At 58.0% G+C, this 21284-nt stretch carries 27 protein-coding genes; 3 read left to right on the top strand and 24 right to left on the bottom strand.

Annotated elements, in window-relative coordinates; all coding sequences use genetic code 11:
* Window positions 1-180: 180 nt before the first annotated feature.
* Both ACM6HV_RS13030 and ACM6HV_RS13025 read left to right on the top strand, forming a co-directional pair.
* Window positions 181-363 (top strand): type II toxin-antitoxin system HicA family toxin, encoded by a 183-nt coding sequence (locus ACM6HV_RS13030; protein WP_041071532.1) that lies wholly within the window; start codon window positions 181-183, stop codon window positions 361-363.
* A 30-nt stretch (window positions 364-393) separates the two neighbouring features.
* Entirely contained in the window at window positions 394-819 is a 426-nt protein-coding gene (locus ACM6HV_RS13025; RefSeq protein ID WP_041071336.1) for a type II toxin-antitoxin system HicB family antitoxin, read from the top strand.
* A 284-nt stretch (window positions 820-1103) separates the two neighbouring features.
* On the opposite strand, the gene ACM6HV_RS13020 is transcribed toward ACM6HV_RS13025, so the two are convergent.
* The 11 genes from ACM6HV_RS13020 to ACM6HV_RS12970 form a co-directional block, all read right to left on the bottom strand.
* The gene (locus ACM6HV_RS13020) at window positions 1104-1343 is read right to left on the bottom strand and encodes a hypothetical protein (RefSeq protein ID WP_186448479.1); all 240 of its coding nucleotides are present in this window, start codon (window positions 1341-1343) and stop codon (window positions 1104-1106) included.
* A gap of 544 nt (window positions 1344-1887) precedes the next feature.
* On the bottom strand, window positions 1888-3036 hold the full coding sequence (xerC, locus tag ACM6HV_RS13015; RefSeq protein WP_414904373.1) for a site-specific integrase: 1149 nt from the start codon (window positions 3034-3036) through the stop codon (window positions 1888-1890).
* Window positions 3033-3242 carry a hypothetical protein gene (locus ACM6HV_RS13010; protein ID WP_414904372.1) on the bottom strand — a complete coding sequence of 70 codons (210 nt, stop codon included), beginning with the start codon at window positions 3240-3242 and terminating at the stop codon, window positions 3033-3035. Before ACM6HV_RS13010 ends, xerC begins: the two co-directional genes overlap by 4 nt.
* 398 nt (window positions 3243-3640) lie before the next feature.
* Entirely contained in the window at window positions 3641-3778 is a 138-nt protein-coding gene (locus ACM6HV_RS13005; protein ID WP_414904371.1) for a hypothetical protein, read from the bottom strand.
* 37 nt (window positions 3779-3815) lie between these two features.
* Window positions 3816-4112 carry a hypothetical protein gene (locus ACM6HV_RS13000; protein ID WP_414904370.1) on the bottom strand — a complete coding sequence of 99 codons (297 nt, stop codon included), beginning with the start codon at window positions 4110-4112 and terminating at the stop codon, window positions 3816-3818.
* Window positions 4113-4151: 39 nt separating this feature from the next.
* Window positions 4152-6956 carry a toprim domain-containing protein gene (locus ACM6HV_RS12995; protein WP_414904474.1) on the bottom strand — a complete coding sequence of 935 codons (2805 nt, stop codon included), beginning with the start codon at window positions 6954-6956 and terminating at the stop codon, window positions 4152-4154.
* 2 nt (window positions 6957-6958) lie between these two features.
* The gene (locus tag ACM6HV_RS12990) at window positions 6959-7192 is read right to left on the bottom strand and encodes a hypothetical protein (RefSeq protein ID WP_414904369.1); all 234 of its coding nucleotides are present in this window, start codon (window positions 7190-7192) and stop codon (window positions 6959-6961) included.
* A gap of 64 nt (window positions 7193-7256) precedes the next feature.
* Window positions 7257-7631 carry a hypothetical protein gene (locus ACM6HV_RS12985; RefSeq protein WP_414904368.1) on the bottom strand — a complete coding sequence of 125 codons (375 nt, stop codon included), beginning with the start codon at window positions 7629-7631 and terminating at the stop codon, window positions 7257-7259.
* On the bottom strand, window positions 7631-7912 hold the full coding sequence (locus ACM6HV_RS12980) for an ogr/Delta-like zinc finger family protein (RefSeq protein WP_114881047.1): 282 nt from the start codon (window positions 7910-7912) through the stop codon (window positions 7631-7633). The genes ACM6HV_RS12985 and ACM6HV_RS12980 overlap by 1 nt, the downstream gene beginning before the upstream one ends.
* 66 nt (window positions 7913-7978) lie before the next feature.
* On the bottom strand, window positions 7979-8464 hold the full coding sequence (locus ACM6HV_RS12975) for a YmfL family putative regulatory protein (protein ID WP_414904367.1): 486 nt from the start codon (window positions 8462-8464) through the stop codon (window positions 7979-7981).
* A gap of 29 nt (window positions 8465-8493) precedes the next feature.
* Window positions 8494-8694: a DNA-binding protein gene (locus ACM6HV_RS12970; protein ID WP_114886542.1), complete on the bottom strand. Its 201-nt coding sequence runs from the start codon at window positions 8692-8694 to the stop codon at window positions 8494-8496.
* Window positions 8695-8797: 103 nt separating this feature from the next.
* Here ACM6HV_RS12970 and ACM6HV_RS12965 point away from each other — a divergent pair, with 103 nt between their 5' ends.
* Window positions 8798-9154, top strand: a complete 357-nt coding sequence (locus ACM6HV_RS12965) for a helix-turn-helix domain-containing protein (protein ID WP_222017241.1) — start codon at window positions 8798-8800, stop codon at window positions 9152-9154.
* Window positions 9155-9462: 308 nt separating this feature from the next.
* On the opposite strand, the gene ACM6HV_RS12960 is transcribed toward ACM6HV_RS12965, so the two are convergent.
* From ACM6HV_RS12960 to ACM6HV_RS12900, 13 genes are all read right to left on the bottom strand, one after another.
* Window positions 9463-10752, bottom strand: a complete 1290-nt coding sequence (locus tag ACM6HV_RS12960) for a phage late control D family protein (RefSeq protein ID WP_414904366.1) — start codon at window positions 10750-10752, stop codon at window positions 9463-9465.
* Complete coding sequence (locus ACM6HV_RS12955; protein ID WP_414904365.1) at window positions 10749-11189, bottom strand: phage tail protein; 441 nt, start codon at window positions 11187-11189, stop codon at window positions 10749-10751. The genes ACM6HV_RS12960 and ACM6HV_RS12955 overlap by 4 nt, the downstream gene beginning before the upstream one ends.
* A 6-nt stretch (window positions 11190-11195) precedes the next feature.
* Window positions 11196-14018 (bottom strand): phage tail tape measure protein, encoded by a 2823-nt coding sequence (locus tag ACM6HV_RS12950; protein ID WP_414904364.1) that lies wholly within the window; start codon window positions 14016-14018, stop codon window positions 11196-11198.
* Window positions 14011-14130 (bottom strand): GpE family phage tail protein, encoded by a 120-nt coding sequence (locus tag ACM6HV_RS12945; RefSeq protein WP_222017230.1) that lies wholly within the window; start codon window positions 14128-14130, stop codon window positions 14011-14013. The genes ACM6HV_RS12950 and ACM6HV_RS12945 overlap by 8 nt, the downstream gene beginning before the upstream one ends.
* A gap of 8 nt (window positions 14131-14138) precedes the next feature.
* The gene (locus ACM6HV_RS12940) at window positions 14139-14483 is read right to left on the bottom strand and encodes a phage tail assembly protein (RefSeq protein ID WP_222017228.1); all 345 of its coding nucleotides are present in this window, start codon (window positions 14481-14483) and stop codon (window positions 14139-14141) included.
* Between the two features lie 53 nt (window positions 14484-14536).
* Window positions 14537-15052: a phage major tail tube protein gene (locus ACM6HV_RS12935; protein WP_222017226.1), complete on the bottom strand. Its 516-nt coding sequence runs from the start codon at window positions 15050-15052 to the stop codon at window positions 14537-14539.
* A gap of 46 nt (window positions 15053-15098) precedes the next feature.
* Window positions 15099-16271, bottom strand: a complete 1173-nt coding sequence (locus ACM6HV_RS12930; protein WP_414904363.1) for a phage tail sheath protein — start codon at window positions 16269-16271, stop codon at window positions 15099-15101.
* Window positions 16272-16410: 139 nt separating this feature from the next.
* Window positions 16411-16842 carry a hypothetical protein gene (locus ACM6HV_RS12925; RefSeq protein WP_414904362.1) on the bottom strand — a complete coding sequence of 144 codons (432 nt, stop codon included), beginning with the start codon at window positions 16840-16842 and terminating at the stop codon, window positions 16411-16413.
* 2 nt (window positions 16843-16844) lie between these two features.
* Entirely contained in the window at window positions 16845-18803 is a 1959-nt protein-coding gene (locus ACM6HV_RS12920) for a phage tail protein (protein ID WP_414904361.1), read from the bottom strand.
* The gene (locus ACM6HV_RS12915; RefSeq protein ID WP_414904360.1) at window positions 18800-19411 is read right to left on the bottom strand and encodes a phage tail protein I; all 612 of its coding nucleotides are present in this window, start codon (window positions 19409-19411) and stop codon (window positions 18800-18802) included. Before ACM6HV_RS12915 ends, ACM6HV_RS12920 begins: the two co-directional genes overlap by 4 nt.
* The gene (locus ACM6HV_RS12910; protein ID WP_414904359.1) at window positions 19408-20322 is read right to left on the bottom strand and encodes a baseplate J/gp47 family protein; all 915 of its coding nucleotides are present in this window, start codon (window positions 20320-20322) and stop codon (window positions 19408-19410) included. The genes ACM6HV_RS12915 and ACM6HV_RS12910 overlap by 4 nt, the downstream gene beginning before the upstream one ends.
* The gene (locus tag ACM6HV_RS12905; RefSeq protein ID WP_414904358.1) at window positions 20319-20672 is read right to left on the bottom strand and encodes a GPW/gp25 family protein; all 354 of its coding nucleotides are present in this window, start codon (window positions 20670-20672) and stop codon (window positions 20319-20321) included. Before ACM6HV_RS12905 ends, ACM6HV_RS12910 begins: the two co-directional genes overlap by 4 nt.
* Entirely contained in the window at window positions 20669-21250 is a 582-nt protein-coding gene (locus tag ACM6HV_RS12900) for a phage baseplate assembly protein V (RefSeq protein WP_414904357.1), read from the bottom strand. Before ACM6HV_RS12900 ends, ACM6HV_RS12905 begins: the two co-directional genes overlap by 4 nt.
* Between the last annotated feature and the right edge of the window lie 34 nt (window positions 21251-21284).

Genomic DNA, 21284 nt, shown 5'->3' with positions numbered 1-21284 from the left:
TCGGGTTCTCAGGCCCGGTCGCTGAATTGGCAGCGACGAGTTTGACGGTAGCTTGCGGAGGACGGGTGCGCAATCGTGGCCAGGTGGTGGCCGTTGCCATCTCTGTGTAGTGCAACACTTATGTTGCGATCGCAGCAAATATGTTGCACATTCGCTTTACCGAAACGGCGAGTGATGCACATGAAGTACAGCGAGTTTCGGCGATGGTTGAAAGCCCAAGGCGTTGAGTTTCAAACCGGCAAGGGCAGTCACTTCAAGGTTTCCTTGAATGGCAAATCAACTGTGTTTCCCGACCATGGAGCCAAGGAAATGGGCGAAGGGTTGAGAAAATCGATAATCAAGCAGCTGGGCCTCAAGGATTGAGACCCGGCTGTACCCATCTGAGGAAGTGTGATGTTCGAATATGCGTTGGAAGTTCACGAAGAGCCGGGCAGTGTCTGGCTGACCTGCGCAGAAATTCCTGAGATGCACGCCGTTGGCGACACCCTCGAGCAAGCGTTGGACACCGCCATTGATGCAATCGAGACGGCGCTCTCGATATACGTTGATGATCGCCGGTTGATTCCGACCGGGCAGGCAGGAGAACAGGCAAGTGACGTCGTATTGCGTCTGCCTGCGCTGACTGCAGCAAAGGTTGCTCTGTGGAATACGCTTTTGGAGTCAGGTTTAAGCAAGGCCGAGTTGGCACGTCGTCTCGGCGTACAACGGCCCCAGGTCGATCGCTTGGTAGATTTTCTGCATCACTCCAAAATCGAGAATGTTGAGCGTGCGTTGCAGCAACTTGGAAGGCGGATTTCGCTTTCGGTTCAAGCTGCATAAGTTCAGCAAGCGAGCGTTGGAGAAAATAGCTGAAGGCGAAGAAAAGGCATGGCAAATGAGCTAGAGCGATTTCAGACGGACTTGATGGAATCAGTACGTCAGATGAAGGCTGGAAAGGCCTCGCGCGTAACGCTGCTGCCGCTCTCGGCGGCCACTGAAGAGCAAAGGAAGGCCGGGGTTTCTCAAAGCGTTTTCGCCAACCTAAGCTCCGTAGTGACACGAGCAAATAAGGTGGGGAAAAATAGAGTCAGACCACAGTCTCAGCTCAAAAAGTGGTCTGTCCCTTATTTCCCTGCTTTGGTCTGTTCAGGGAGGACGTTGGCTCGTGCCTCGTCTTGACTGCGCAACCAGCGTTCGGCGTCCTCAAAGGTGTTCATGCAGGTTCTGCCATAAGCCGACAAGGCCAGTATGCTGCGTTGGGTGAGTTGAATATCAGATGTGCACAGATCGATGAATAACGAGAGTGCGTTTCCGGCCTCCTCAAATGCTTCGCGGGTTTCCAAGGCTTTTTTGCATGTAGACATCAGTTGACTCCCTGTTCCATGTTGTCGGCGGCGAGTTTATGCGCAAAGCTCTGCGTCAAAATCAACTTCGCGTATCAACTTGTGACGGACCTTCAGCGCTCGCTTATTTGAATTTTGTCGGTGGGGGAGTTCGATATCTCAACTGCTGACAAGGTGCTGAATGGCGTGTCTGCAGATTGTTGGCTTTGCTCCATGGGGAGGCCTTTTGCGCTGATGAAGTCAGGCGGTCTTGTGTGGGTTGCCGCGATCTACAGCAAAGATCTTTTAGATAGGGTGAGCGCTCATAACCTCAGGGTCAAAGTCATGAACACTCAGCTGTTGCGCTTTTCATATTCAAACGCCAGAAACAACAAAGCCCCTGCATTTCTGCAGGGGCTTTGTTTTGTATGGTGCCGGCACCAGGAGTCGAACCCGGGACCTACTGATTACAAGGAAGGTGCTTCAAGCATAGGAATCAAGCACTTACGCGATTCCTTATTACGTCCAGATACGCCAAGGCCCGCGTGGAAAGCGGGCCCTGTGTCGCTTGTTACGTCCGGTTTGCTCATTCTGCAGAAGGGGAAACGGTCGGCACGCTGTGGTCGTAGACGTCCATCATCTTCGGGTCGCGGTGGCCGCTCGCCTCCTGTTTATCCGCTCGCGTACCTGCCGTGTCGGTGATGCCACGCCGTTTCAAATCGTGAAGTGCAAACCGTTGCTCGGGCGTGATGATCTCGTCTGCCAATGCCAACGTGATAAATCGTTGCCACGCCGTGTCCAGGCTCGACTTGCGTAGCGGCCCGCCGTGACTGGCCACGATGATGGGCCGTCGTGACGGTGCGATCGGTATCGCCGTTTTGCGTTTGGCCCAGACCTTTGCTCGATAAGCTTTGGCGTGATCCCAGGCTTTGCGCAGTCGAGGTGTCCAGCGAACGATGTTGTCGCGGCTGCCTTTGCGGCGGTTAGTGAGAATGCCGCTCTCCAGCTCGTTCGCGTCGGTCAGAGTGACCACTTCGATTCCGCGTAGCCTGCAGAGATAGGCAAGCTCCATCACGTAGCCGAGGTACTCCGGACAGCCGCCTTTTTCGCCCCTGATCAACAGGCCTCGGGCAATTGCTCGATCGATGAGGGTGTCCATGACTTGATGATTTGGCAGGCGACGTTGTTTTCGTTCAACAGGCGCTTCGATGCCCAGCGCAGGATTCACATCCAGAAAACCGCGGTTGCGACCCCACTGCAGTACGCGCCGCAAGTAGCGGAGAGCGTGTGCAGCTTTCGACGGAGTCCCCTCGTCTGCAAGTCGATCGACGATGCGCTGCACCAGGGCAGAAGTGAACTTGCGTACCGCCAGGTCTCCCAGCGGCTTTCCCAGCTTTGTCGGCAGGGTCAGCAGAACGTCACGCGAGTAGCAGTAGTCATCGTGGGTTTTCGGACTGAGCTTCTTATACCGATCACTTTCATGAAACTGGCTGCAAACGTAGCGCAGCGTGCCACGGTCTACGTTGGATGCCTCGTCCATGATCTGGTGCAGCTCGGCTAGCGAAACGTCCGCCGGAGCGATGTTGCGCCGGCGTTGTTTTCCCGTCTCGTCATAGTGCAACGTGTACCAAACTCGACCTTTTCGGTGATCAAAGTAAACGGCCGCTGGAAGAGCGGCCTGGTCGATGTGGGTGGGGATATGCGGATTGTACTTCCGCTTCCGAGCTTTCCTCATAGGATATTGGCTTCGTATCGCTCTGCTGCGACCGGCTTCATGCCGGCAGCTTGGTTAATTAGATCTAGCGTCGTCCACGGTCCTGTACGGCCGCGAAAAAGCCGGACACCTTGCTCGATCAGCGTCTTCTCTACGTCTGATCGGCGCTGGTATCCGGTGATGCGCTGCAGGTCTTCAAAAATCAAGACATTGCTCGACATGGTCATCCTTCGGTTTGGTGACGCCTTAGCTAGTGTAGTTCTTGCGCTGAGGCGTTGTGGTTAGAACATTGCTGTCCATCTACTAGCAATGCTTCAGCGTGAGTAGCGTTTTGCTCGCGACATCCGTGCAGCAATTCTTTCCGCCATTAACGCAGCCCATTCATCAGCTTTCCGTTTCTGTCGAATGCGGCTACAGCTTCGATGTGTGCGCGTCGATCGCGCTTTTCCGCAGATATCGCAAATGCTCGGCAGATCGAGCCGGTGGCTGGCCATTGTCGGCCGTAGACGAGGTGCGTTAGCCTCGGCGACGCTGCCGTTGTGGGATTGGTCTTGCATGGTTCTCTCCTTTCAGGGGTAGCAGGTGCCATGGGGTTGCAGCCCCATGGCACCGACTTCTCGGTCGCTTAGCTGAGAATCCAGATCATCAAATCCGGTACCTGCACCGCGACGATGGCAATCAACACCACCGTCACGACGGCGCCTAGCGACTGCCCAATCAGTGTTCCGCGTTCGGTTTGTTCAAGCTGCTCTGTGTTGCGCATGGTTCTCTCCTTTCAAATGTGCCGGTTGCAGCCGGCGTTATTGGTAGCTGTCTGGCGATCGCACCAGGTGCAGCACCAGGTCTTCGAATTCGTTCGTGTCTTCGCTACATGACTGCCAGTCCAAAACCGCTTGGATTTGCAGCCGAGAGCAATTCAGCACCAAGATCTCGCGCTGACCATCCGTAGCCCGTACCTCCAAAATGTCGACCAATCCGTTCGCACCGTAGGCTTCCGCCTGCACCGTGTTCCCAAGCTCGTTCAGTAGTTGGGTGATGCGATCCTGCAGGCTATGCGTATCACTACGATCGGTGCCGGCGACGACTTGAATCTGCATGGCTCTCTCCTTTTCTGGCTGTCGACGCGGGTTGCAGCCCTACGCCTGGAACATCCAGCACTTGACCGTGGGTGACTTGGTGATCGTGTTGTTATTGCGCGTGGCCTGGTAGGCGCGCACCGCGCTGTCGACGGCTTTGTTCGATTCCAGAAATTTGCGGCAGCGGGATTCCTTCAGGCGATCGCGCAATTCGCTGACGTCGGCTAGCTTCTGGCGATGTTCTGCAGCGCGCTCGACAAACTCGTTGAGGTTGATAGCGATGACGTTGTCTTTCTTGCTGTGATTGACCACCGGCCCGTCGGCATCAAGGCCCTGCAGGTATTCGTAGACTTCCCAGAATTCCGCGACAACCGGGTGGTCTGCGCTAATCGAGCTCTGGCGCTCGATGGCCATCGAGACAATGCAGCGCTGGGTTGCGCTGATCTGGGCATCGGTCAGCGGTACCAGCGAGCGAATGCAGTCCACCAGGCCGAGCAGCTGTGCGTGGTTTTTCACGATTCGCTCAACGCGGATGTAGCCTCGCAACTGATTGCCGCAGTGCTGGCATGCCGCTTTTTCGTTATTCGCTGGGTATTCGGTGTCGCAGCTGACGCAGTGGGTGTGTAGCCGGCGCAGGCGTGCTTCGTGGGCCGGGATCTTATCGGCAAGGATGGACATGACGTCGCTCTCGCGCTTCACCGCCTGTAGTAGGAAGTAGCTCAACTTGGAGCCATCTAAGGCTGTCAGTCGATCAGCTGCCGCTCGGCTCTCTGGTGTCACGTTCGGCCGCACAAAATGCAGTTTTACGATCCTCGTCATGATGGCTTCTGACGCAATCACGGGCGCGTTCTGGCTGATAGCGATCGTGCCTCTGAACGGTGGCTCGTAGGTTTCGTTGCCGGCGGTTTTAACGCCTTTGGTCGCCAGTGTGCCGCCGCCGAAGTAGTCTTTCAGTTCGTCCCATTCAAAGTTTTTTGCGTGTGATTTGTCGTCGCCGCTCCGATCCGACTCAAGCAAAACCACAGGCATGCCGGATACCTGGCCCATCAACCGGCTGCGGCCGGCTTTAGTGGATTTGGACGGGTCGAAACCTTCGTAGCCGGCGCGGCCGAGCAACTTCCAAAGCAGATTGAGCAGGGTCGTTTTACCGGCGCCGGCCTCACCGGTCGCTTCAAGGAAGGGAAAGGACTGATAGCGAGCCCGGATCTGCTCGGCGAACAGCGAGCCGAACCAGAATGTCAGCGCGACAACGCCCTGCGCGCCGAAGCACGTCCACAGCAGTTTTATCCAATCGTCGCTGTATTCCTTCGGGTCGCGCTGGATCCGCACCGGCACGGCACGTTGCAGGGTTTTCAAGCGCAGCTTGCCGAACTCGAAAAATTCTTCATCGTTGACGTCGACCACCTGACCATCTTTTACGGCCAGGTCGCCGTACACGTAGCAGGCGTACTCCTTGCTGTAGCCGACGAAGTCGATCGTCTGGACCGTTTTGATCGCGAACAGTTGGTCCTTCATGATTTTGTCGAGCTGTTGGCCGCTGCCGGTGAACACTGCGCCGGCGGCCATGCCGAGCAGGCGCTTCTTGAATTCGCTCGCGGCCGCGACCTGGCCACCGGTGAAAGTGTTCTTCACTGAGCCACCGTCGTGGGGGAAGTCGACGCGGAAGAAATACCAGGATTCGTCCGTGATCTCATTGCGCTGGAAGTACAGCGCCTGGGGATAGCAGTTGGCGATCTCAACCACACAGCCGGACATGCGCAACGCTTTTTCTCGCATCGCCTTGTTGTTCAGCTGCTGCTCTTCGTGGTTCTCGCTCGTTTCGAGCGCCTGCATGGCATTGTTGAATTTGCTGATGTCCAGCTTCCACCAGTACAGGCGAGACTCAAACCCGAAGTGGAATTCTTCGCGCTCGCGCCAGTTGTACATCAGCAGCGCTTTCTCTGAGGCGCTTTCAGCAATCAGCAGGGCGCCATGGTGGCGAGCCTCGTTCAGATCCGCTTCTGTGCGCTTGCGTCGTTCGGTTTCGTCACCAATAAAGGCCCATCGCTGGTGCAGGTCGTTCCAATCCACTTTCCGCGCGTCGCGCTGCGGTATCTGCGCAGCGGTGCATTCAAAGCCCATGGCTCTAGCCATGACGACCCATTTACGCGTGTAGCGGTGCGCGCCAGGCTCGTTGTCCAGAGCCCAGACCAGTCTTGGCAAGTTGCCGGCCCGATCAGCGGCTAGTGCTTTGAGTGATGCCTCGGGAAAGGCGTTTGACGACATCGCCGCTACCGCGTCGATCTCGTTGTGCTGCAGAGCGATCGCGTCGAAGATCCCCTCAACGATCCACAGTTCAGAGGTCTGTGTGAGGTCGACGTGGGGGGAGCACCACCAATAGCCTTTGTATGATTCGCCCGGCTTAAAGCGTGCCTTCTTCTTACCGAAGCGCTGAGGCTGGTCGATCAAGCGTTCCCAATACCCGCCGTGCTCGAGCGCAAACCGCACTGTGGCCGAGCCGATATTTAAAATGCGATCGAAGTAGTTCTCCTGGGTGAACAGACCCGCCACCAGCTCAATCTTGAATCCGCGAGCGAACTCCATGTAGGCGCGGGCGCTTGCGGTCGGTTGGTCATCTGTTGCCGGCGCACGTTTGCTCCAGTCATCAAACAGATCGGCATACAACTCTTTGACGTGCCACTGCTGACCGCATTTGCTCTCGCGGCCGCACTTGATGAAGAACGGGTTTGCAAAGCTGGAGTACAGCTCTTTTTTGTTGCAGGCCGGGCAGGTGCCACCTCGCATGAAATCGGTGCCGACCCGGTGTTTCAGGCCGTAATCGAACTCAAGTCGGGTCAATACGTCGCCCCGGATTTTCTCTTCCATCTTCATGCCTGCTTTCTGATGGCGACCCGGAGGGCGCCGAGAGTTGTCTTTTGAGCCGCCAGTGCGGGGTAGGCCGAGAGAATGGCAGTGGTGCGCAGACCATCAGGAACGCAGCGAAACCGATCCGAGTACCAGTGCTCCTGAATGCCCAGTCGCAGCCGCTCGCGGAGCTCCTGCTGCAAGGCTTCGGCGAGGCTTTCGCTCAGGCTCATTTGTATGGAAAGTGCTGTGTTCATGGCTTTTTCCCTTATTCCGGGCGCAATTCACCCAAACCCACACGCAAACGGTGGAGCGATTCGGTCAGTTGTTGAGGGAGGTCGGTCGGGGCTCTGGGGCCTCGACCAAGTACTGGAAGATCAGCGCGACGGGGATGGCGTAAGATTTGCCGCTGGCTGGATCGGCAAAGACAGCAACCGATTCACTGCTGTTTTTCAGATCGAGGCGTCGCTGGCCAGCGCCGGCGCACAGTTGTCCGTATGCCAAGCCCGTCAGATTCTCGGCAAGGAAAATAGGTACCTCCAGAGTTGTCTGCAGATGGGCAACGGTTCGGGTAAAGAGCTGTTGGTCGTTGCCAAGGTGCTCTGCCTGGTGGCGCTGCATGTAGCAGAGCGCGGCGTCTTGCATGGCGGCGCGATACTCGCGCTCGGGATTTTGCTCGCTGATCAATGTGTTCATCAGGCCGTCTCCAGTCCAAGTAGGTCCATTTGCTGCTCGCCTTCCTTTTTCATTGCCTGCCGGCGAATAGCGACGGGAGCCACTGGCAAACAAACAGCCGGGTTCGGCATACCTGATGGGCTCATTTCGTGAGTCATTTCAAACTGAGCCCGCACCGACCAACCGCAGGCCTCGTTGATGCATTGCAGGTAGGCAATACGCAAAAAGATATGCGTGCCCTCGCTGGTCCGGATGCGCATTCGCTCCCGGCAGTGCGGACATACCAGCTTATAAGTGCTCACTTTTTTCTCCCCGCCGCTAATCGCGGCCCTCGGCTGACGCCGAAAAAATGGCGACGCTTCCAGCGCCTATTTCGATTCCAGGCTGCCCGGGTTTTCCCGATGCAGAACGATCACCGCAGTGATCTCTTCGTGTCTGGCGGCTACGTGCGCACGGTGCGCGGCAAGAATGGCCTGCACTTCATCGTCGTCGATGACGCCGTCTTGCAATGCTTTGGAAATGATCGCGTCGACCAGGCCGCGCTTCACCGCTGTGTTGATCGAGCGGGCGTAGAGGTCGAGGTTGTCCAACTGCTCGGCTTCGGCAACCGGAACGAATACGCCGCCGTACAGGTTGCAGACGAAGTCGGGCAGGTGAGTGGTCCCGGTCTGTGACTCCAGCAGGCAGATCTGCTCGTCAGTAAGTGGGCGGCTGCCCGCGTTCTCATAAGCATGGTTGTCGAACTTTTTAACCGACATACCCAAGCGCGGAGCGGCGCAATCACGACCGCCCGGATACGCGCAAATCACTGCGCTTACGACCTGCCTGCGGGTTTCTAGAACGGTGCGTTTCATCTTCTGGTTTCTCGCCTGGCCTAATGCAATTAATTTGGAATTACGCCGTCTTTGATTTTTAGAAGCACAGCTGCACGTCGGGCCTCGCCTCGCACGCCCTTCTTGCGACCGTTCAACAAATCGCTGACCAAATTTTTGTTCAGGCCGTGTTCGCGGCAGAAATGCGCAATGGTTATCCCGTTGCGGTCAAGTTCTGCGCGGGCTTGCTCGGCTGTAAGGAGGACGGGCATAGTGTTCATGTGTGTTCAATCGTGTTGTGTGTGCCATCATTATGCCCAAGAAATTGGCTGTGTAAAGCGATGCATGCCAAAAATTTGTGTAACCGGAGAATCCTTGGAAAAAACTTTGGGCGAGCGGCTCCGGGAAGAGCGCGACCGGCTTGGAATCAATCAAAACGATTTCGCAGATATAGGCGGTGTGAAAAGGAACTCCCAAGGCAATTACGAGAACGATCGACAGAGACCGGACACGGCTTACCTGTTGGCAATTTCGAAAATTGGCGTGGACGTGATGTATGTTCTTTTCGGCCGGCGAGACACGGTGGCTGGAACACAAACCACCGTCGAAAATGAGGTTTTGAACTGCTTTCGTTCGCTGAGTCCTGGCGATCAGATCGTGGTTCACCGCGTCGCTACAGGCTTGGCCGAAGCGGCGGCGAAAAAGTCGCAGGACAACCTCCCACTGGAATGACCTCTCGTAGGACGAGGCAGCCCAGCCAAATGAATGAGTGCTCGCTTGGGGCTTCGGAAAGTCGCGATTTAGACGATGCTCTGCGGCTTTTAGGAGTAGTGAGCATGTTGGATCGAGGCGTTTTGGAGCAACTTGAGCAGGACGTTCGGGCCGTGGAGTCTGCCGCTTCTCAGCTGACACAGTTGGAATGCATTCTGTTGAGCTTGTACCGGAAAATGTCGCAGACCGATCAAAGCCATATCCTTCGTATTGCGGAGATGATGGCCCAGATGGATTGATCTCCGACCCTTTCACCTCACCCCGGCTCATCATGTCGGGGTGCCTGGGGCATCTGCCCCATTCTTGGCCTGCAGCCGCTTATATTCCCTATCCACCGCCCGTTGTGCCGACGCCTTGCTCTCATAAAGGTGGGTCAACCGCTTAGGATTGCTATGATCACCCTCGCTCAACTTCTGCTGCTTACCGCTTTTCGCATCTCGATACCACGCCAAAACTCCTGTGTAATCGCCGCTATCGTCCGCCAGTTCGGCTACCTCGTCACCGTCTGGCAGCATTGATTCGAGTTCAAGACTCGTGGTGAACGAATCCGAAGTGAAGCTGTGTTTCACGTTGCCGCCCAACCAGATGACGTCCGCTATTTCCTGCTTGATGCCGATCAGTGAATAGGTGAGCTCCGGTGTGAGGTCTGGACGGCCGCGCGCCAGCGAGTAACTGAGCGTCGCGCTTCCACGCTGCAGCTTGTTCCACTCGGCCCGAGCAGCCACCAGAGCGCTATGCTGATCCGTGTAGGCGTGACGCAAATCCTTGATGTTGTCGCCGCCTCCAGAGATTGCCTCCTTTTTCTCAGCACTGTTGACGTCGTAATAGAACGCCCGAACACCCGTGTAGCTGTCACGGTTCGCCTGCAGGAATCGATGCTGATCGCCATCCCGGCGGGTCAGGGTGATGTGTGGCAGTGCCAGGCCGCTAGCACTCGTGCCATTGCCGATCGGCATGAACAGCAGTTTGCCCGCTTTCACCGTCGCGATCGCATCGTGCTCTTGTCCCAAGCGTGAAAGCAGGTTCGCGTCAGACTCATTGGCCTGATCAAGGTGAACCACCTGGATGGCACTGAGCGCGGCGCTGACTAAAGGGCCGAGACCATAGGCACCGGCAATGGCTTGCACCACGGTTTCGATCGTCTCGTCATGCCAGCTTCGCTCCCGTTTGGCTTTCAACCCTGCAGTCAGATCCACGCTGCGAGCCCGGATGTTCAACTGATCTGGCGCCCCGCTGTGCTCGGTTTCATCGACTGTGTATGTGCCTTTGTCGACCAGCCCGGTGTCGCTCCAGCCAAGCCACAGCCGCAGGGTCGCGCTTTTCGGTGGGATTGCCAGGCGACCGTCATGATCCGACAGGGTGACGTCGAGCTGGTCCGCTGTGAGTCCGCGGTTGTCGGTGAGCTCGATGCTCATCAGGCGCTTCTCGATCGCCGCTGTGATGTCGCGTCCGTCGACCTCCAGCCGACAGATTGGACGAGGGTAGGCTCTCGCCTCGCGGATGGATGCCTGCGCGTCGTTCAGATAGCCGTCGACCCGGCTGAGTGCTTGGTCGATCACAGGATTTTCCTCAGGATATTGCCGGCTGTGCTCACACCGGCGCCGAGCAGATCAACCCGACCGTCATCGATCCGTTTGAGCGCGATGGTGAATTCGATGCGGCGTGCTGCGCCGTCCGAAAAGAACAAAGTTTTGTTCTCGGTAATGTTGTCGATCACCCATATGCCCAGGATCCTGCCGGTGCCTTCGATCAACGGCCATGCCTTGCCGGTATCGGCCATAGCGCGGAGTGTGTCCAGGCTCAGCGGGGTGCCTGCGAGTGCCGGCAATAGGATGCCTGGCATGCTGATTGAGTCTTCACCGCGGCCAAGAAACTGGCGGGATGGGTTGGTGCCTATACGCGACGTCGAGCCGTGACGCCATTCTGTCTGTCGCTGCAGTTCCTGGTACGCCAAGCTTTCCAGACTGAAGATGAACATGCCGAGAGCCATCATCATTGCCGTCTACTCCTGGTCAAAGAGGGCACTGCGCCCCTTGGCTTGTTTTGCGTGTTGGCGTTTGTCCAGTTCAGCAGACACCGCACGTGCGATCGCCGCCGCGTCCATCCCCGGGGCTGGGTGAATATTGATGACGATTTGTTGTGGGGCCATCTGCACCGCTGCAGGAGCTGCAGCGGTAGCGATAGGTGGGCGGTTGTCGATAGCGATCGCTTGCTGAGCGCTGCCGATACCGACAGCCATTGCGCCTGCTTGAGCCAGTTTTTTGCCCATTCCGACAATTGATTCGAGCATGCCGCCACTTTCAGGCTTCGCTCCCACCACGGATGCGGCGGGCTCGAGTGCTGCGGCCGCTGCTCCGGGCACGGCTGCGACGGGTGTCAGCGCCGAAGCAGTCACTCCAGGCACAGCAGAGGCTGGGTTTAGCAACGCTCCAGCATTGGTAATGGCACCAATGGTCACTGTTCCCGCCTGGGTCATAAGCTCGCCCACGGCTTTGACGGCTTCCATCGGGCCGCTTTGGCCGTCATTTACACCCTGTGCCAATCCGGCCATCGTGAAGCCGCCTAGCTCGGCAAAGACACGGGAGGGGCTGTGGATACCGAGCTTTTCCTTGAACCAGTCCACAGTGCTGCTGCCAGCTTCCGAGATCGCGGTCTTAACCGAGCCCATCGCCCCGGTGATGCCATTGACGAGCCCTGAAATGATCATTCCGCCGAACTCGGTGAACCTGCTCGGAAGCTCAATGCCCATGTAATTCATCACAGCCGAGAACGCTTGGTAGAACAGCCCAATGGGGCTGAAGTTGACGATCGTGCGCAGGATGTCGCTTATGCCGCCACTGAAGCCGAGTTTTATCTCTGCCCAGGCGCTGACGAAGTAAGCCTTCACCTTGTCCCAATTTGCGTAGATCAGGTAAGCCGCCGCTGCGATCGCAGTAATAGCCAAGCCGATTGGATTGGTCAGGAACAATCTTCCCAACCACATAAACGCCTGACCGACGAAGGGCAATACCTTGGAGCCCAGGTTGAACAGCAGGCCGATTACAGATGGCAGACGGATGCCTATCAGGGAAAGTCCGTACCGAACGGCGAGAAAGGGGCCAAGAGTGGTGGCCAGCGCCAAAGCGACAGTGCTGAAGCCGATCGACAGTGCCGCAATGCCGGCGGCAACTTTGAGAATGCCCAACACTAAACCCGGGTTAGCGGTCGCCCAAGCATTAACTCGCTCCAGGACACCGTTTAATCCGGTGACGAGCTGTATCAGGGCGGGTCGCAGAGTGGCTCCTAGTGCGCTGCTCAGGTTGAACATGCGGTTCTGGGACATCTCCCATCGAGCCGACAACTGGTCCGCACGGATGTCTCCTTCGCGCTGCATCGAGCCTTCGCGCTTCGGAGCGTTGTCGGCGCCGTTTACCAGGTCAAGCTGCCGACGATACTCCTCGATGTTAGACGCGAGCTTTGCCGCGTCATCGCCATATTCTTTGCCAAAGAGCTGGGTCATCACACCGAGCTGCTGATTTTTCGGCAGCTTGTTCACCGCCTCGAGCACTTTCTGAATGGTGCCCGTTGCGTCCTTGCTCATTCCGTCCTGAACCGCTTTCGCCTCTAAACCGATCGATTTCAGGCCTGTGACAAATCGCTTTGGCTGCTGAGTAGCGATAGCCAATTCACGAATCATCGCGTTCGTAGCGGTGGCAGCGATTTCTGATGAAGCCCCGAGTGTCAGGAATGTCGAGCCCAACGCAGCGGCGTCTTTAAACGACATTCCCACTGACGCTGTAATGCCTGCCGTGCGCTGCATGACGTCGATGATGTCGCCGCCTTTCGACATCGCATTGTCGTCAAGGTAGTTGATCGCGTCCCCGAGCTGGCTCACGTTTTTGATTGGCAATTTATAGAGGTTGGCGATGCGCGCCAGGCTTTCACCGACCTGATCTGCCGGCAGTTCAAACGCGGTCGCTGCAGTTGCCGCGACGCGCGCAAATTCCAGCAAGTCATCTTTACCCTGGATGCCCATTCGCGCGCCGCCTTCTACCAGGGCGGCGATGTCGGTAGTAGCCATCGGGATTGTTTCGGACATCTTTTTGATCGCGTCTCCCATTTCGTAATACGTCTGGGTGAGTTGACCGTTATCGTCGCGGGCGCCGGCGACTTGCTTCGCTACGCCTGCCATTGCGTCTTCGAAGCGTGAGTAGTTCTTGATCATCCCGAGGATGGGCATGCCTGTCGCAGCTCCCACTGCTCCAGCACTTGCGCCGGCGACGGCGGCATTACCAGCAAGCTCTCTTCCCTTGGAATAGTTCCGCTGTGCTTTCGAGACCCGTTCCTGCTGTTTGGCAAGGGCTGCGAGTCGTTCTCGCTGAGTTTGGATGGCTTTGTTCGCCGCCTCGATCTCGGTTTTCAAGCGGCGCTCAGTGCTGCCGAGGTTGCGGGTGTCCGCACCGGTCGATTTCATGAGGGGTATCAAGCGCTGCAGTTCTGATCGCTGGGCAGTGTGTTTGCTTGTCAGCTTTTCGACAGAGGCGGAAGCATTAACGAACGCCTTCTGAAAGGCCGCTGTGGGGGCGTCCATCTTCTGCAGTTGCTCCCGCAGGCCGCGCAATTTGTCTTGCGCCTTTGCCAGCTCCTCAGAGGACTGGCGGACGGCTTCGCGCTGGCGGGTGAAGCTGGAAATATTGGACTGCTGGGCGTTGAGCTCTTTCAGCTGATCCCGCGCCGCCTTCAAGGCACGAGAGGTCGCAGTGCTCCCAGCGCTGATTTGCTTGAGAGGCGCGGTGACCTTGTCGATCGCCGACAGCATAAATTCCAGCCGCAGCTTGTCAGTCATCTTTCGCCCCACTTCGCTTGCGAGCGCGTTCGCGCCAATCCATCAGTTCGGTCAGGGGGAGGGGATCCATCTCCACTGGCCCCCAGTGAAAAATCACGGCGATGTCCGCCATGGCGTCATCTACGCAACGAGGGATGCATCCACCTTCGCCGACTTCGGCAGCAAAAAACCGGCAACCTCGGTGGCCATCTGCACCAGGTCAGCCGGATCCATTTGGCCGATATCGTGATCGGTCAGGGTCGGTGTGGTGATTCGCGGCAGCACCTTGCGCAACGCGAGCACGTCCATCTGCAGCAGATCGGTCAGCGAAACGCCGCGCAGTTCACCTGAGACGGGTTTGCGGAGTGTCACCTCGGTGATTTCGGTCGAGCCTCGGATGATCGGCGTGTCCAGGGTGATGACTGGGCGGTTTGGGTTCTTCACTACTGGTGCTTCTGCAGCTTCGTTCTTTTGGTTGGTGCTCATGTTGAATTCCTTCAATGGATAGGGGCCGGCGGAGCCGGCGGGGATGGCAGGGATTACAGGCCGATCGCCTTACGATGTTCTGCCAGCATGTCTTTGCCGTTGACCTTGAAAATGAAGTTGAGCAAGTCGATCTCGATCTCTTCATTGCCATCAATGGTCAGCTTGTAATAGCTGCAGGTGGTGGTGAACTTGTGCTCGGTGTCTTCACCGCTTTCCGAGTCGCCCATGTCGATCTCTTCATGCCGGCCGCGCACAACCACCTCGACAGCCGAAACCTCGGCGGTGTCGTCTCGCTGGATCGATCCCGCCCAGCGCAGCATCACGCCGCTGGCCGATACCGCGCCGTATTGACGCAGCGCCGTCAGATCCCAGCCACCGAGAGTCCATTCGAGCTGAATCCCGTCGTCGCCATGGCCGAGGTCGACCTTCACCGCGCCGTCCATACCGCCGCCCCGGAAGGCCTCAAGCTTACGGGCGAGCTTGGGCAGGGTGACGCTCTTGCACTCACCGACGTAGCTGACGCCGTCGTTGTACAAATTCATGTTCTTGAGTTTTTTGGGCAGAGCCATATGGGCGCTCTCCTAAAGGCGCGGCCATTGCCGCGCGGATGAATGATCAGGCGTTTACGCGGCTTGCGAAGTCGACCAGGTAACGGTCGGTGATGCGCTGGCGAAGCCCCAAATTCTCCAGTGGCGGCACTGGCGTGTAGTCGTAATCGAGGTACAGCTTGCCGGCCTTGAGGGTGTCCTTGTCGTTGGCGGCTTCGTCGTACCAGCACTCGCCACCGATCAGGTAGCCAAGGCGTACCAGCTCGCGGAATTTCGCATTGATACCCTCGACAATGTCGCGCACCAGGCTCGGGTGCATCGGTTTGTCGATCGCCCAAAATTGCCCCTCTGCCATGGTGTCAGCCAGCACCTGAGCGGTGCGGGTGTAGTTTTCGAACGCGAACAAAGGGTCGTCGCTGCAAGTGCGCGAGCCCCAGAAGCGGAAACCGTCGCGACGAATCAGTGTGGTGACGTCCGCCGCGTTCAGCAGGCCCGCATCGGTGGCGGGATTCTGCAGATCCCAGTAGATATCGCAGCTCAGTCCAGACACACCGTTTACGGCCACGTTGGACAGTGTTTTGTGCCAGCCCACCTGCTCATCGAGCTTGGCGCGCAGACCCAATGCGCGGGCGATCGCCGACGCCGGCGCATCGGCGTTCAGGGTGGTGTCCCAGTTCACGAAGTCGGGCCAGATGGTCATCAGCTCGCGCGCGCCAAAGTTTTCTCGGTAGGCGGTGGCCTCGGAGACGGTGCTGCAATCCCAAGCGCTGGCATATGCGAAGCCGCGCAGTTTTTGTGCGGTGAGTACCAGTTCAGTTGCCACCGGCAACGAGTCGAGGCCAGGCACACCGAGGATGCGCGGCCGCACTCCCAACTGCGCTTCTGCGGCCAGCAGAGCTTTCATGCCCGTGTACTGACCACCGGCGGTTACACCACCAATAACATTGGTAGTGGTCTCCGCTGCGTCCTGCCCCTCGGCGACACGAACGACGACGGTAACCGGGCTCGCTTGATCAGCGATGGCATCCAGACTTTTCGCAAGCGTGCCTTTAACACCCGCCTTACCGCTGGCGGTAAGCACGTCGGTTAGCAGTACTGGGCGGTTGAGCGGAAACGCGACCGGATCAGCATCTTCGGCGGTGCAGACCATGCCTACGACGGCGGTTGCTACGGTGCGGATGGGACGGGTGCCTTCGTTGATCTCTACAACTCGGACGCCGTGGTGGTAATCAGTGGCCATGGGAGAACCTGCGCGTTGGTGACAATGAAGCGCAGGGTGACGCGCGCGCGTTAATCGGACGAGCACTAGCGGTTGTGCGGAGCGGCGCTACAGGTGCGCCAAAACAAAAAACGCCCACGGAGGGCGTTTTCAGGGAGGTCTACATTAACCAGGAAGGGGCGACAGGACGGTGCTCAGTTGAGGGGAAATCCAAATCTTGCGTCCAATCGCGCAACTGCCGGCGATAAAATTGGAGTTCGGCATATTGATCGGGGGTGAGCGAAGTTTCGCCACCTTCTTCGACCTCGTCGCGATGCCGAGAAACCAGCGGATCCGTCATCGCCAATTGCGCATCACGCCAAGCACGCTCAACAGCGGCCAACGCTTCAGCATCCAATGGAGGCGGATCGATCAGCACCGGCTGTCCATCTGGCCGGGACGACATCATTTTTGGACTGGTCGACAGCTCCTTGAGTAGCGACTGCCAAACACTTTCCGACACTTCGACAACGTCCGTCGGCATGTTCGTGCCATGAATCTCAGGGACATAAGCCCCGCACGTAGACGGACTAAAAAACACGACTTTGTTCATCATCAATTACCTACTGCTCGCCATTGAACAGACCAGAGCGCCTGGGCAGTACCCGCCGCATTTTGCACGCGCAACGTACAGCCGGATGCACCTAGGCCCGCCCCCATGAGCGCGTGCATCAAACACATTGACCCGACGTGCGTGAGCGTGATGTTGCGCGGCGCGTTAGGGAACGGAATTGGAAAAGTCACGTAGACGTAACCGTTCGCGTCCGTAACGCCTGTACCCCATTGCTCAATCGCACCGGATGGCAATCGTTGGTAACCACTATTCCCAAAAGAGCTGCCGAACTCAGGCGCATATTTCAAAGCGGACATACCGCTCTCAACAACCCATTGCCCATTGCCTGCGGTGATCACGATGGTGGACAAGGACTGAAGGGGCACAGAGGTCATGGAATTAACGGACATCGCGGTAATAAGGTCTGTACCCTGCCGGACAATGTTGACCACGCCCGGTGTGGTGTTGAAGAGGAAAAAATTAGTGCCAGTGGGCACCGAATTAACCGGCGGCAGGGTCAATGTCCCCGATGCTGCAAGCACAATACGCTGGCCTGCAGCCGCAACACTCAATGTCGCCGGCAGCGCCGCGATATCGAAACGGCCGCCAAAATTTCCCTGGGCGCGCTGCGCGAACTCAGTGGTCGCCAGTGCCTTGCTATTGTCGAACAGCGGCCGAGTGGTGAAGTTTTCGCCCGCCATGACCCCGGCAAAGCGCAGGGCGATCGTTCCTCCTACCAAGCGCCACTGATCCTGCAGACGGATGAATTCAGCCGTATCGCCCAAGGCCAGCACCAACGGCCCAGCAACGCCGGTCGAGGTATAAACCACATCAGTCCCAGTCCCTACGACCTTCAGCCCACCCGAACCAGCGCACGCAAGGGTAATAGTGGCTGCCTGGGCGACTCCTGCCGTGGCTGGCAAGGTTGCGGTGAGCTGAGCAGCGTCGGAGAAACTGTGAATCCCGCCGACATGCGAAGCCGACATAACCAGACTCGCGCTGTTCGTTGTAAAGCCGGAGAACTCAACACCGCGCAGCTTCACATATTCAGTCGTTGAGAGCGACTTACTACTATCGAACCGCGCCGGGGTCGGGGCCGTTGGGTTGCCCGAGAAACTTGGCGAAAACAACCGGGCAAAGCCATCAGTGATGTCCTTGAACGTCAGCGCCGTGGCGCCCACGACAATAGGGGCATCGGTCACCAGTTGCCAGATTGTGTCGGCCTGCGTAGCACCCACTTCGACCGCAACTGTCAGATTCGGCGTGACCTTCGCGTTGTTGTCGGCATCCTTGGCCCGCGTCCAAGCTCCCACAGCCACCACATAAGGGCCGTTGTCTTTGGCGGCTGCCTGATTCTTCACCAACACACGGTCGCCGGCATTCAGCGAAACACCGTCAACGACCTGCAAGCCGACCAGGGCGATATTGCCAGTGGTCGCCGCGCGCACTGACTGCTTAATGTCGAGCTTGCTCAGTTCTTCCAGAATGCGCGAGTCGACATACTCACGCGTCGCCAGCACCACAGCGGGGTCGATCTTTAGGGTGATGTTGGCCGTGCTGGAAACGATCAGGTTCATGCGCACCACTTGGGTACGGCCCGAACCCTGCGACAGGATCGGTTTAAAGCTCGGAGCGCAGTTGGCGACGGCTACCAGGTCGCCGTCTGCGTCGTACAAGCCGACCTCACGGATCCAGTGTCCGCCTTCGTCTGCTGGGATAATCTGCTCGGCGATGATCACCGCCGGGTTAACCGGGTCAATTACCAGCTGGTTGAGTGGCCGGCGCCGCCATTCGTTGATGAGTTTGCTTTGCTTGGCGCTCGGCTGGGGGTCAGTGCCGTTGGCATCACCCAACCCCATTTGTGAGATGTTCCAAGGAATGCCTAGGACGTTGGCATTCGCCAGCTTGGCCGCCCCGACGTCCGTCAGGATCGCGAAAAATTTGGAATCCGCATCGATCATGAATATATGTCCAGAGTGTCAATTGAGTGCTCGCGACCGACAACACCGAACGTTCCGGTGATGTCGATATCGAGCGTTGCGGGCGGGTAGATGTCGATCGTGTCACCGTCATACAGAGAAACACCGACATTGAAGTCGCCTTGCGTTTCGAGGCTTATCGCCAGCCCCGTCAGGTGGCGTGAAACTGGTTTGGCGTCATCGATCAGGCGCTCCAGCTCCTGATACATCTCCTCGGTGATACCGGTGTCTAGCACGCCGACTTTCAAGGCAAAGGTGCCCGGCTCGCCCTCCGGCATGGTCTTGAACCATTCCACGATCTCGATCAGGTATCCCAATGGCTCGACTACACGCCTGAGCGCACCGATCGTTCCTTTCCGGGAGTGAATGAAGTACGAGCCTTTAATGACCTGTCGTTTGGTGGACTCTGACCAGGAGCTGTCCCATCGATCGACCGAGAATGCCCAAGCCAGATAGGGCAGCATCAGGACCGGGCACCGATCGGGATTCAGCAAATCCCTGATCGGTACCGGCACCCGCTCAATCTGGGCCAGTGCCTCGACCGCCAGTTGCTCGAGCGGCTGTGCGTTCGGCGGCAGCAGGATCGTCATGTCAGTGCACCAATGGTCACGCTATACCTGGTGCAAAATGCGGCCTCGGCCTCACTGGGGGTGATATCTGCCCAGTCGTGCAGGACCACCTTTCGCACGCCCTCGACGTGAAGTGCAGCGTGAATAGCTGACTCGGAGATCTCCACGCCGAGGCGCCGGCGCTGGTTGATGAACGTGACCAGGCGCGCTTGTGCCGCTTCGCGTATGGGCTCCGCTTCTGGTCCCGTCGTGGCGAGATAGAGAACGGCGTCGACCTGGTAGGGCAGCACAGTTGCCGACTGCACCGTGAGCCGATCGGCTACCGGACGACGGTCATCGTCGCTGAGGTATTGGCTTACGATGTTCAGTAACGCCTGGTCGACGCTCCCATCTCCGGTCAAGCCTTGAACAGTGACGACCACCACCGCCGGCGATGGGCTCTCCGCCGTCGCATCGGCGATACGGCCGTCTGCGCTGCGGGCGTGCAGGATGTAGCTGTTGCGAGGGCCAGCCGTGGAAAGGCCTTCCCATGCCATCTGCGCACGTTCACGCAGTGATTCATCCGATTCCATCACTGCGACGATCGGCGGAATAGCGGCACTGTTACCCGGGGTCACAACCAAGCGTTCGACGTTGACATTGGCTGCGAGCTGCTCGAGGTCTTTGCCCTTGGCTTTGGCCAGCATGTTGGCCAGCGATGCTTCGTTCACGCGTTGACGCAGCAGCATTTCGCGATAGGCGTTCTCCTGCAGGAGCTTTGTCAGAGGTTCCGACTCTAGGGCCAATGTGGCGGCGATTTCGGCTTGCTGTTCTACCGGCCAGAGGCTGACCGCGTACGCCTTGCGTTCGGCGAGGATTTGCTCGTAATCGATCTGCTCAACGACGTCCGGATCCGGAAGCTGGGCCAGGTCGATGGGAGTGAAAGTTTTCATGCTGTTGCTCCCAAGCTCAGCGGAACGCGAAGGCTCAATGGTTCATTTGTGTCCACCAGGCTGCCCTCGATATCGAGCATCGCCTGGCCAGCGATATCGCCAAGCGTGAGCTGGACACGACTCAAGCGTATGCGCGGCTCCCAGCGCATGAGCGCGATGGTGGTCGCCGCATACGCCTGCAGGCGGGTTGCGTTGTTAAGCGGCCAATCAATCAGGTCGGCAAGCTGGCTGCCGTATTCACGCCGCATAACGCGCGTGCCGATGGGGGTGGTCAGAATGTCGGCGATCGATTGCACCAGGTGATTGTTCCCAACGATGCTGCGGCCGGTCTTGCTGTTCATGCCGATCATGGGACAGGCCCCTGTGAGGTGCCGTTACCTGCCTGAACGCCAGATGTGCGGTGATTTACCAGGCTGATTTTCTGGGCGCCCGCGACGACGTCCTCAGTGACGGTCACCAGGCCATCAATCACGACATCACCGGTGACATGTACGCCACCTGGTGCAATGAGATTGGCTTTGCCGCCCCCAGGCAGCGTGGCGGTCAGCGTGTGGCTAGCGGTGTCATAGTCGACAATCGCCCCGTCGCGGTACTTGCGCCGGCGTCGAGTTGGCACGTTGTCTGGAGCCGGGAAGCGATCGCTGTACAGACCGAAAATGACAAAACCGTGAGCCGGGTTGCCTGATGGCGAAAGCACCAGGCACTGCTCGTCCACGCAGGGCGGATCCCAGTCGCTATCTTCGCCGGCACGCAGGGCGAAGAACGGCAGCCAGTCAGTAAGCAGGCCGCCGGTTTTCACACGGCAACGCGGTTTTGCCGGGTCGAGCTCGGCGATAGTGCCAGCACGGATCAGGTTTTCGAGGCGTCGGGTCAGTTCAGTAAGAGAGTCCATGCCGCCGATGTTGCAGGTCGCGCGTGCGAGGCGCATCGACGGTGGGCTGTAGGGCGTGTTTGTACAGGGG

The sequence above is a fragment of the Pseudomonas sp. IT-P260 genome, from assembly GCF_949768395.1.
Classification (GTDB): Bacteria; Pseudomonadota; Gammaproteobacteria; order Pseudomonadales; family Pseudomonadaceae; genus Aquipseudomonas; species Aquipseudomonas parakoreensis.
The sequence above is the reverse complement of the archived record's forward strand: the minus strand, read 5'-3'. Positions and strand labels throughout refer to the sequence as shown.

Excerpts from the sequence above, each read along its gene's own strand:
- ACM6HV_RS12985 (WP_414904368.1), bottom strand. The coding sequence starts at position 7,631 with ATGAACACATTGATCAGCGAGCAAAATCCCGAGCGCGAGTATCGCGCC.
- ACM6HV_RS12935 (WP_222017226.1), bottom strand. The coding sequence starts at position 15,052 with ATGGCTCTGCCCAAAAAACTCAAGAACATGAATTTGTACAACGACGGC.
- ACM6HV_RS13005 (WP_414904371.1), bottom strand. The coding sequence starts at position 3,778 with ATGCGCAACACAGAGCAGCTTGAACAAACCGAACGCGGAACACTGATT.
- xerC (WP_414904373.1), bottom strand. The coding sequence starts at position 3,036 with ATGAGGAAAGCTCGGAAGCGGAAGTACAATCCGCATATCCCCACCCAC.
- ACM6HV_RS12950 (WP_414904364.1), bottom strand. The coding sequence starts at position 14,018 with ATGACTGACAAGCTGCGGCTGGAATTTATGCTGTCGGCGATCGACAAG.
- ACM6HV_RS12990 (WP_414904369.1), bottom strand. The coding sequence starts at position 7,192 with ATGAACACAGCACTTTCCATACAAATGAGCCTGAGCGAAAGCCTCGCC.
- ACM6HV_RS12920 (WP_414904361.1), bottom strand. The coding sequence starts at position 18,803 with ATGATCGATGCGGATTCCAAATTTTTCGCGATCCTGACGGACGTCGGG.
- ACM6HV_RS12915 (WP_414904360.1), bottom strand. The coding sequence starts at position 19,411 with ATGACGATCCTGCTGCCGCCGAACGCACAGCCGCTCGAGCAACTGGCG.
- ACM6HV_RS12970 (WP_114886542.1), bottom strand. The coding sequence starts at position 8,694 with ATGCCCGTCCTCCTTACAGCCGAGCAAGCCCGCGCAGAACTTGACCGC.
- ACM6HV_RS13010 (WP_414904372.1), bottom strand. The coding sequence starts at position 3,242 with ATGACCATGTCGAGCAATGTCTTGATTTTTGAAGACCTGCAGCGCATC.
- ACM6HV_RS12905 (WP_414904358.1), bottom strand. The coding sequence starts at position 20,672 with ATGATCGGCATGAACAGCAAGACCGGCCGCAGCATCGTTGGGAACAAT.
- ACM6HV_RS12940 (WP_222017228.1), bottom strand. The coding sequence starts at position 14,483 with ATGAGCACCAACCAAAAGAACGAAGCTGCAGAAGCACCAGTAGTGAAG.
- ACM6HV_RS13025 (WP_041071336.1), top strand. The coding sequence starts at position 394 with ATGTTCGAATATGCGTTGGAAGTTCACGAAGAGCCGGGCAGTGTCTGG.
- ACM6HV_RS13030 (WP_041071532.1), top strand. The coding sequence starts at position 181 with ATGAAGTACAGCGAGTTTCGGCGATGGTTGAAAGCCCAAGGCGTTGAG.
- ACM6HV_RS13000 (WP_414904370.1), bottom strand. The coding sequence starts at position 4,112 with ATGCAGATTCAAGTCGTCGCCGGCACCGATCGTAGTGATACGCATAGC.
- ACM6HV_RS12975 (WP_414904367.1), bottom strand. The coding sequence starts at position 8,464 with ATGAAACGCACCGTTCTAGAAACCCGCAGGCAGGTCGTAAGCGCAGTG.
- ACM6HV_RS12930 (WP_414904363.1), bottom strand. The coding sequence starts at position 16,271 with ATGGCCACTGATTACCACCACGGCGTCCGAGTTGTAGAGATCAACGAA.
- ACM6HV_RS12900 (WP_414904357.1), bottom strand. The coding sequence starts at position 21,250 with ATGCGCCTCGCACGCGCGACCTGCAACATCGGCGGCATGGACTCTCTT.
- ACM6HV_RS12925 (WP_414904362.1), bottom strand. The coding sequence starts at position 16,842 with ATGAACAAAGTCGTGTTTTTTAGTCCGTCTACGTGCGGGGCTTATGTC.
- ACM6HV_RS12995 (WP_414904474.1), bottom strand. The coding sequence starts at position 6,956 with ATGGAAGAGAAAATCCGGGGCGACGTATTGACCCGACTTGAGTTCGAT.
- ACM6HV_RS12945 (WP_222017230.1), bottom strand. The coding sequence starts at position 14,130 with ATGGCGGACATCGCCGTGATTTTTCACTGGGGGCCAGTGGAGATGGAT.
- ACM6HV_RS13020 (WP_186448479.1), bottom strand. The coding sequence starts at position 1,343 with ATGTCTACATGCAAAAAAGCCTTGGAAACCCGCGAAGCATTTGAGGAG.
- ACM6HV_RS12910 (WP_414904359.1), bottom strand. The coding sequence starts at position 20,322 with ATGAAAACTTTCACTCCCATCGACCTGGCCCAGCTTCCGGATCCGGAC.
- ACM6HV_RS12955 (WP_414904365.1), bottom strand. The coding sequence starts at position 11,189 with ATGATGATGGCTCTCGGCATGTTCATCTTCAGTCTGGAAAGCTTGGCG.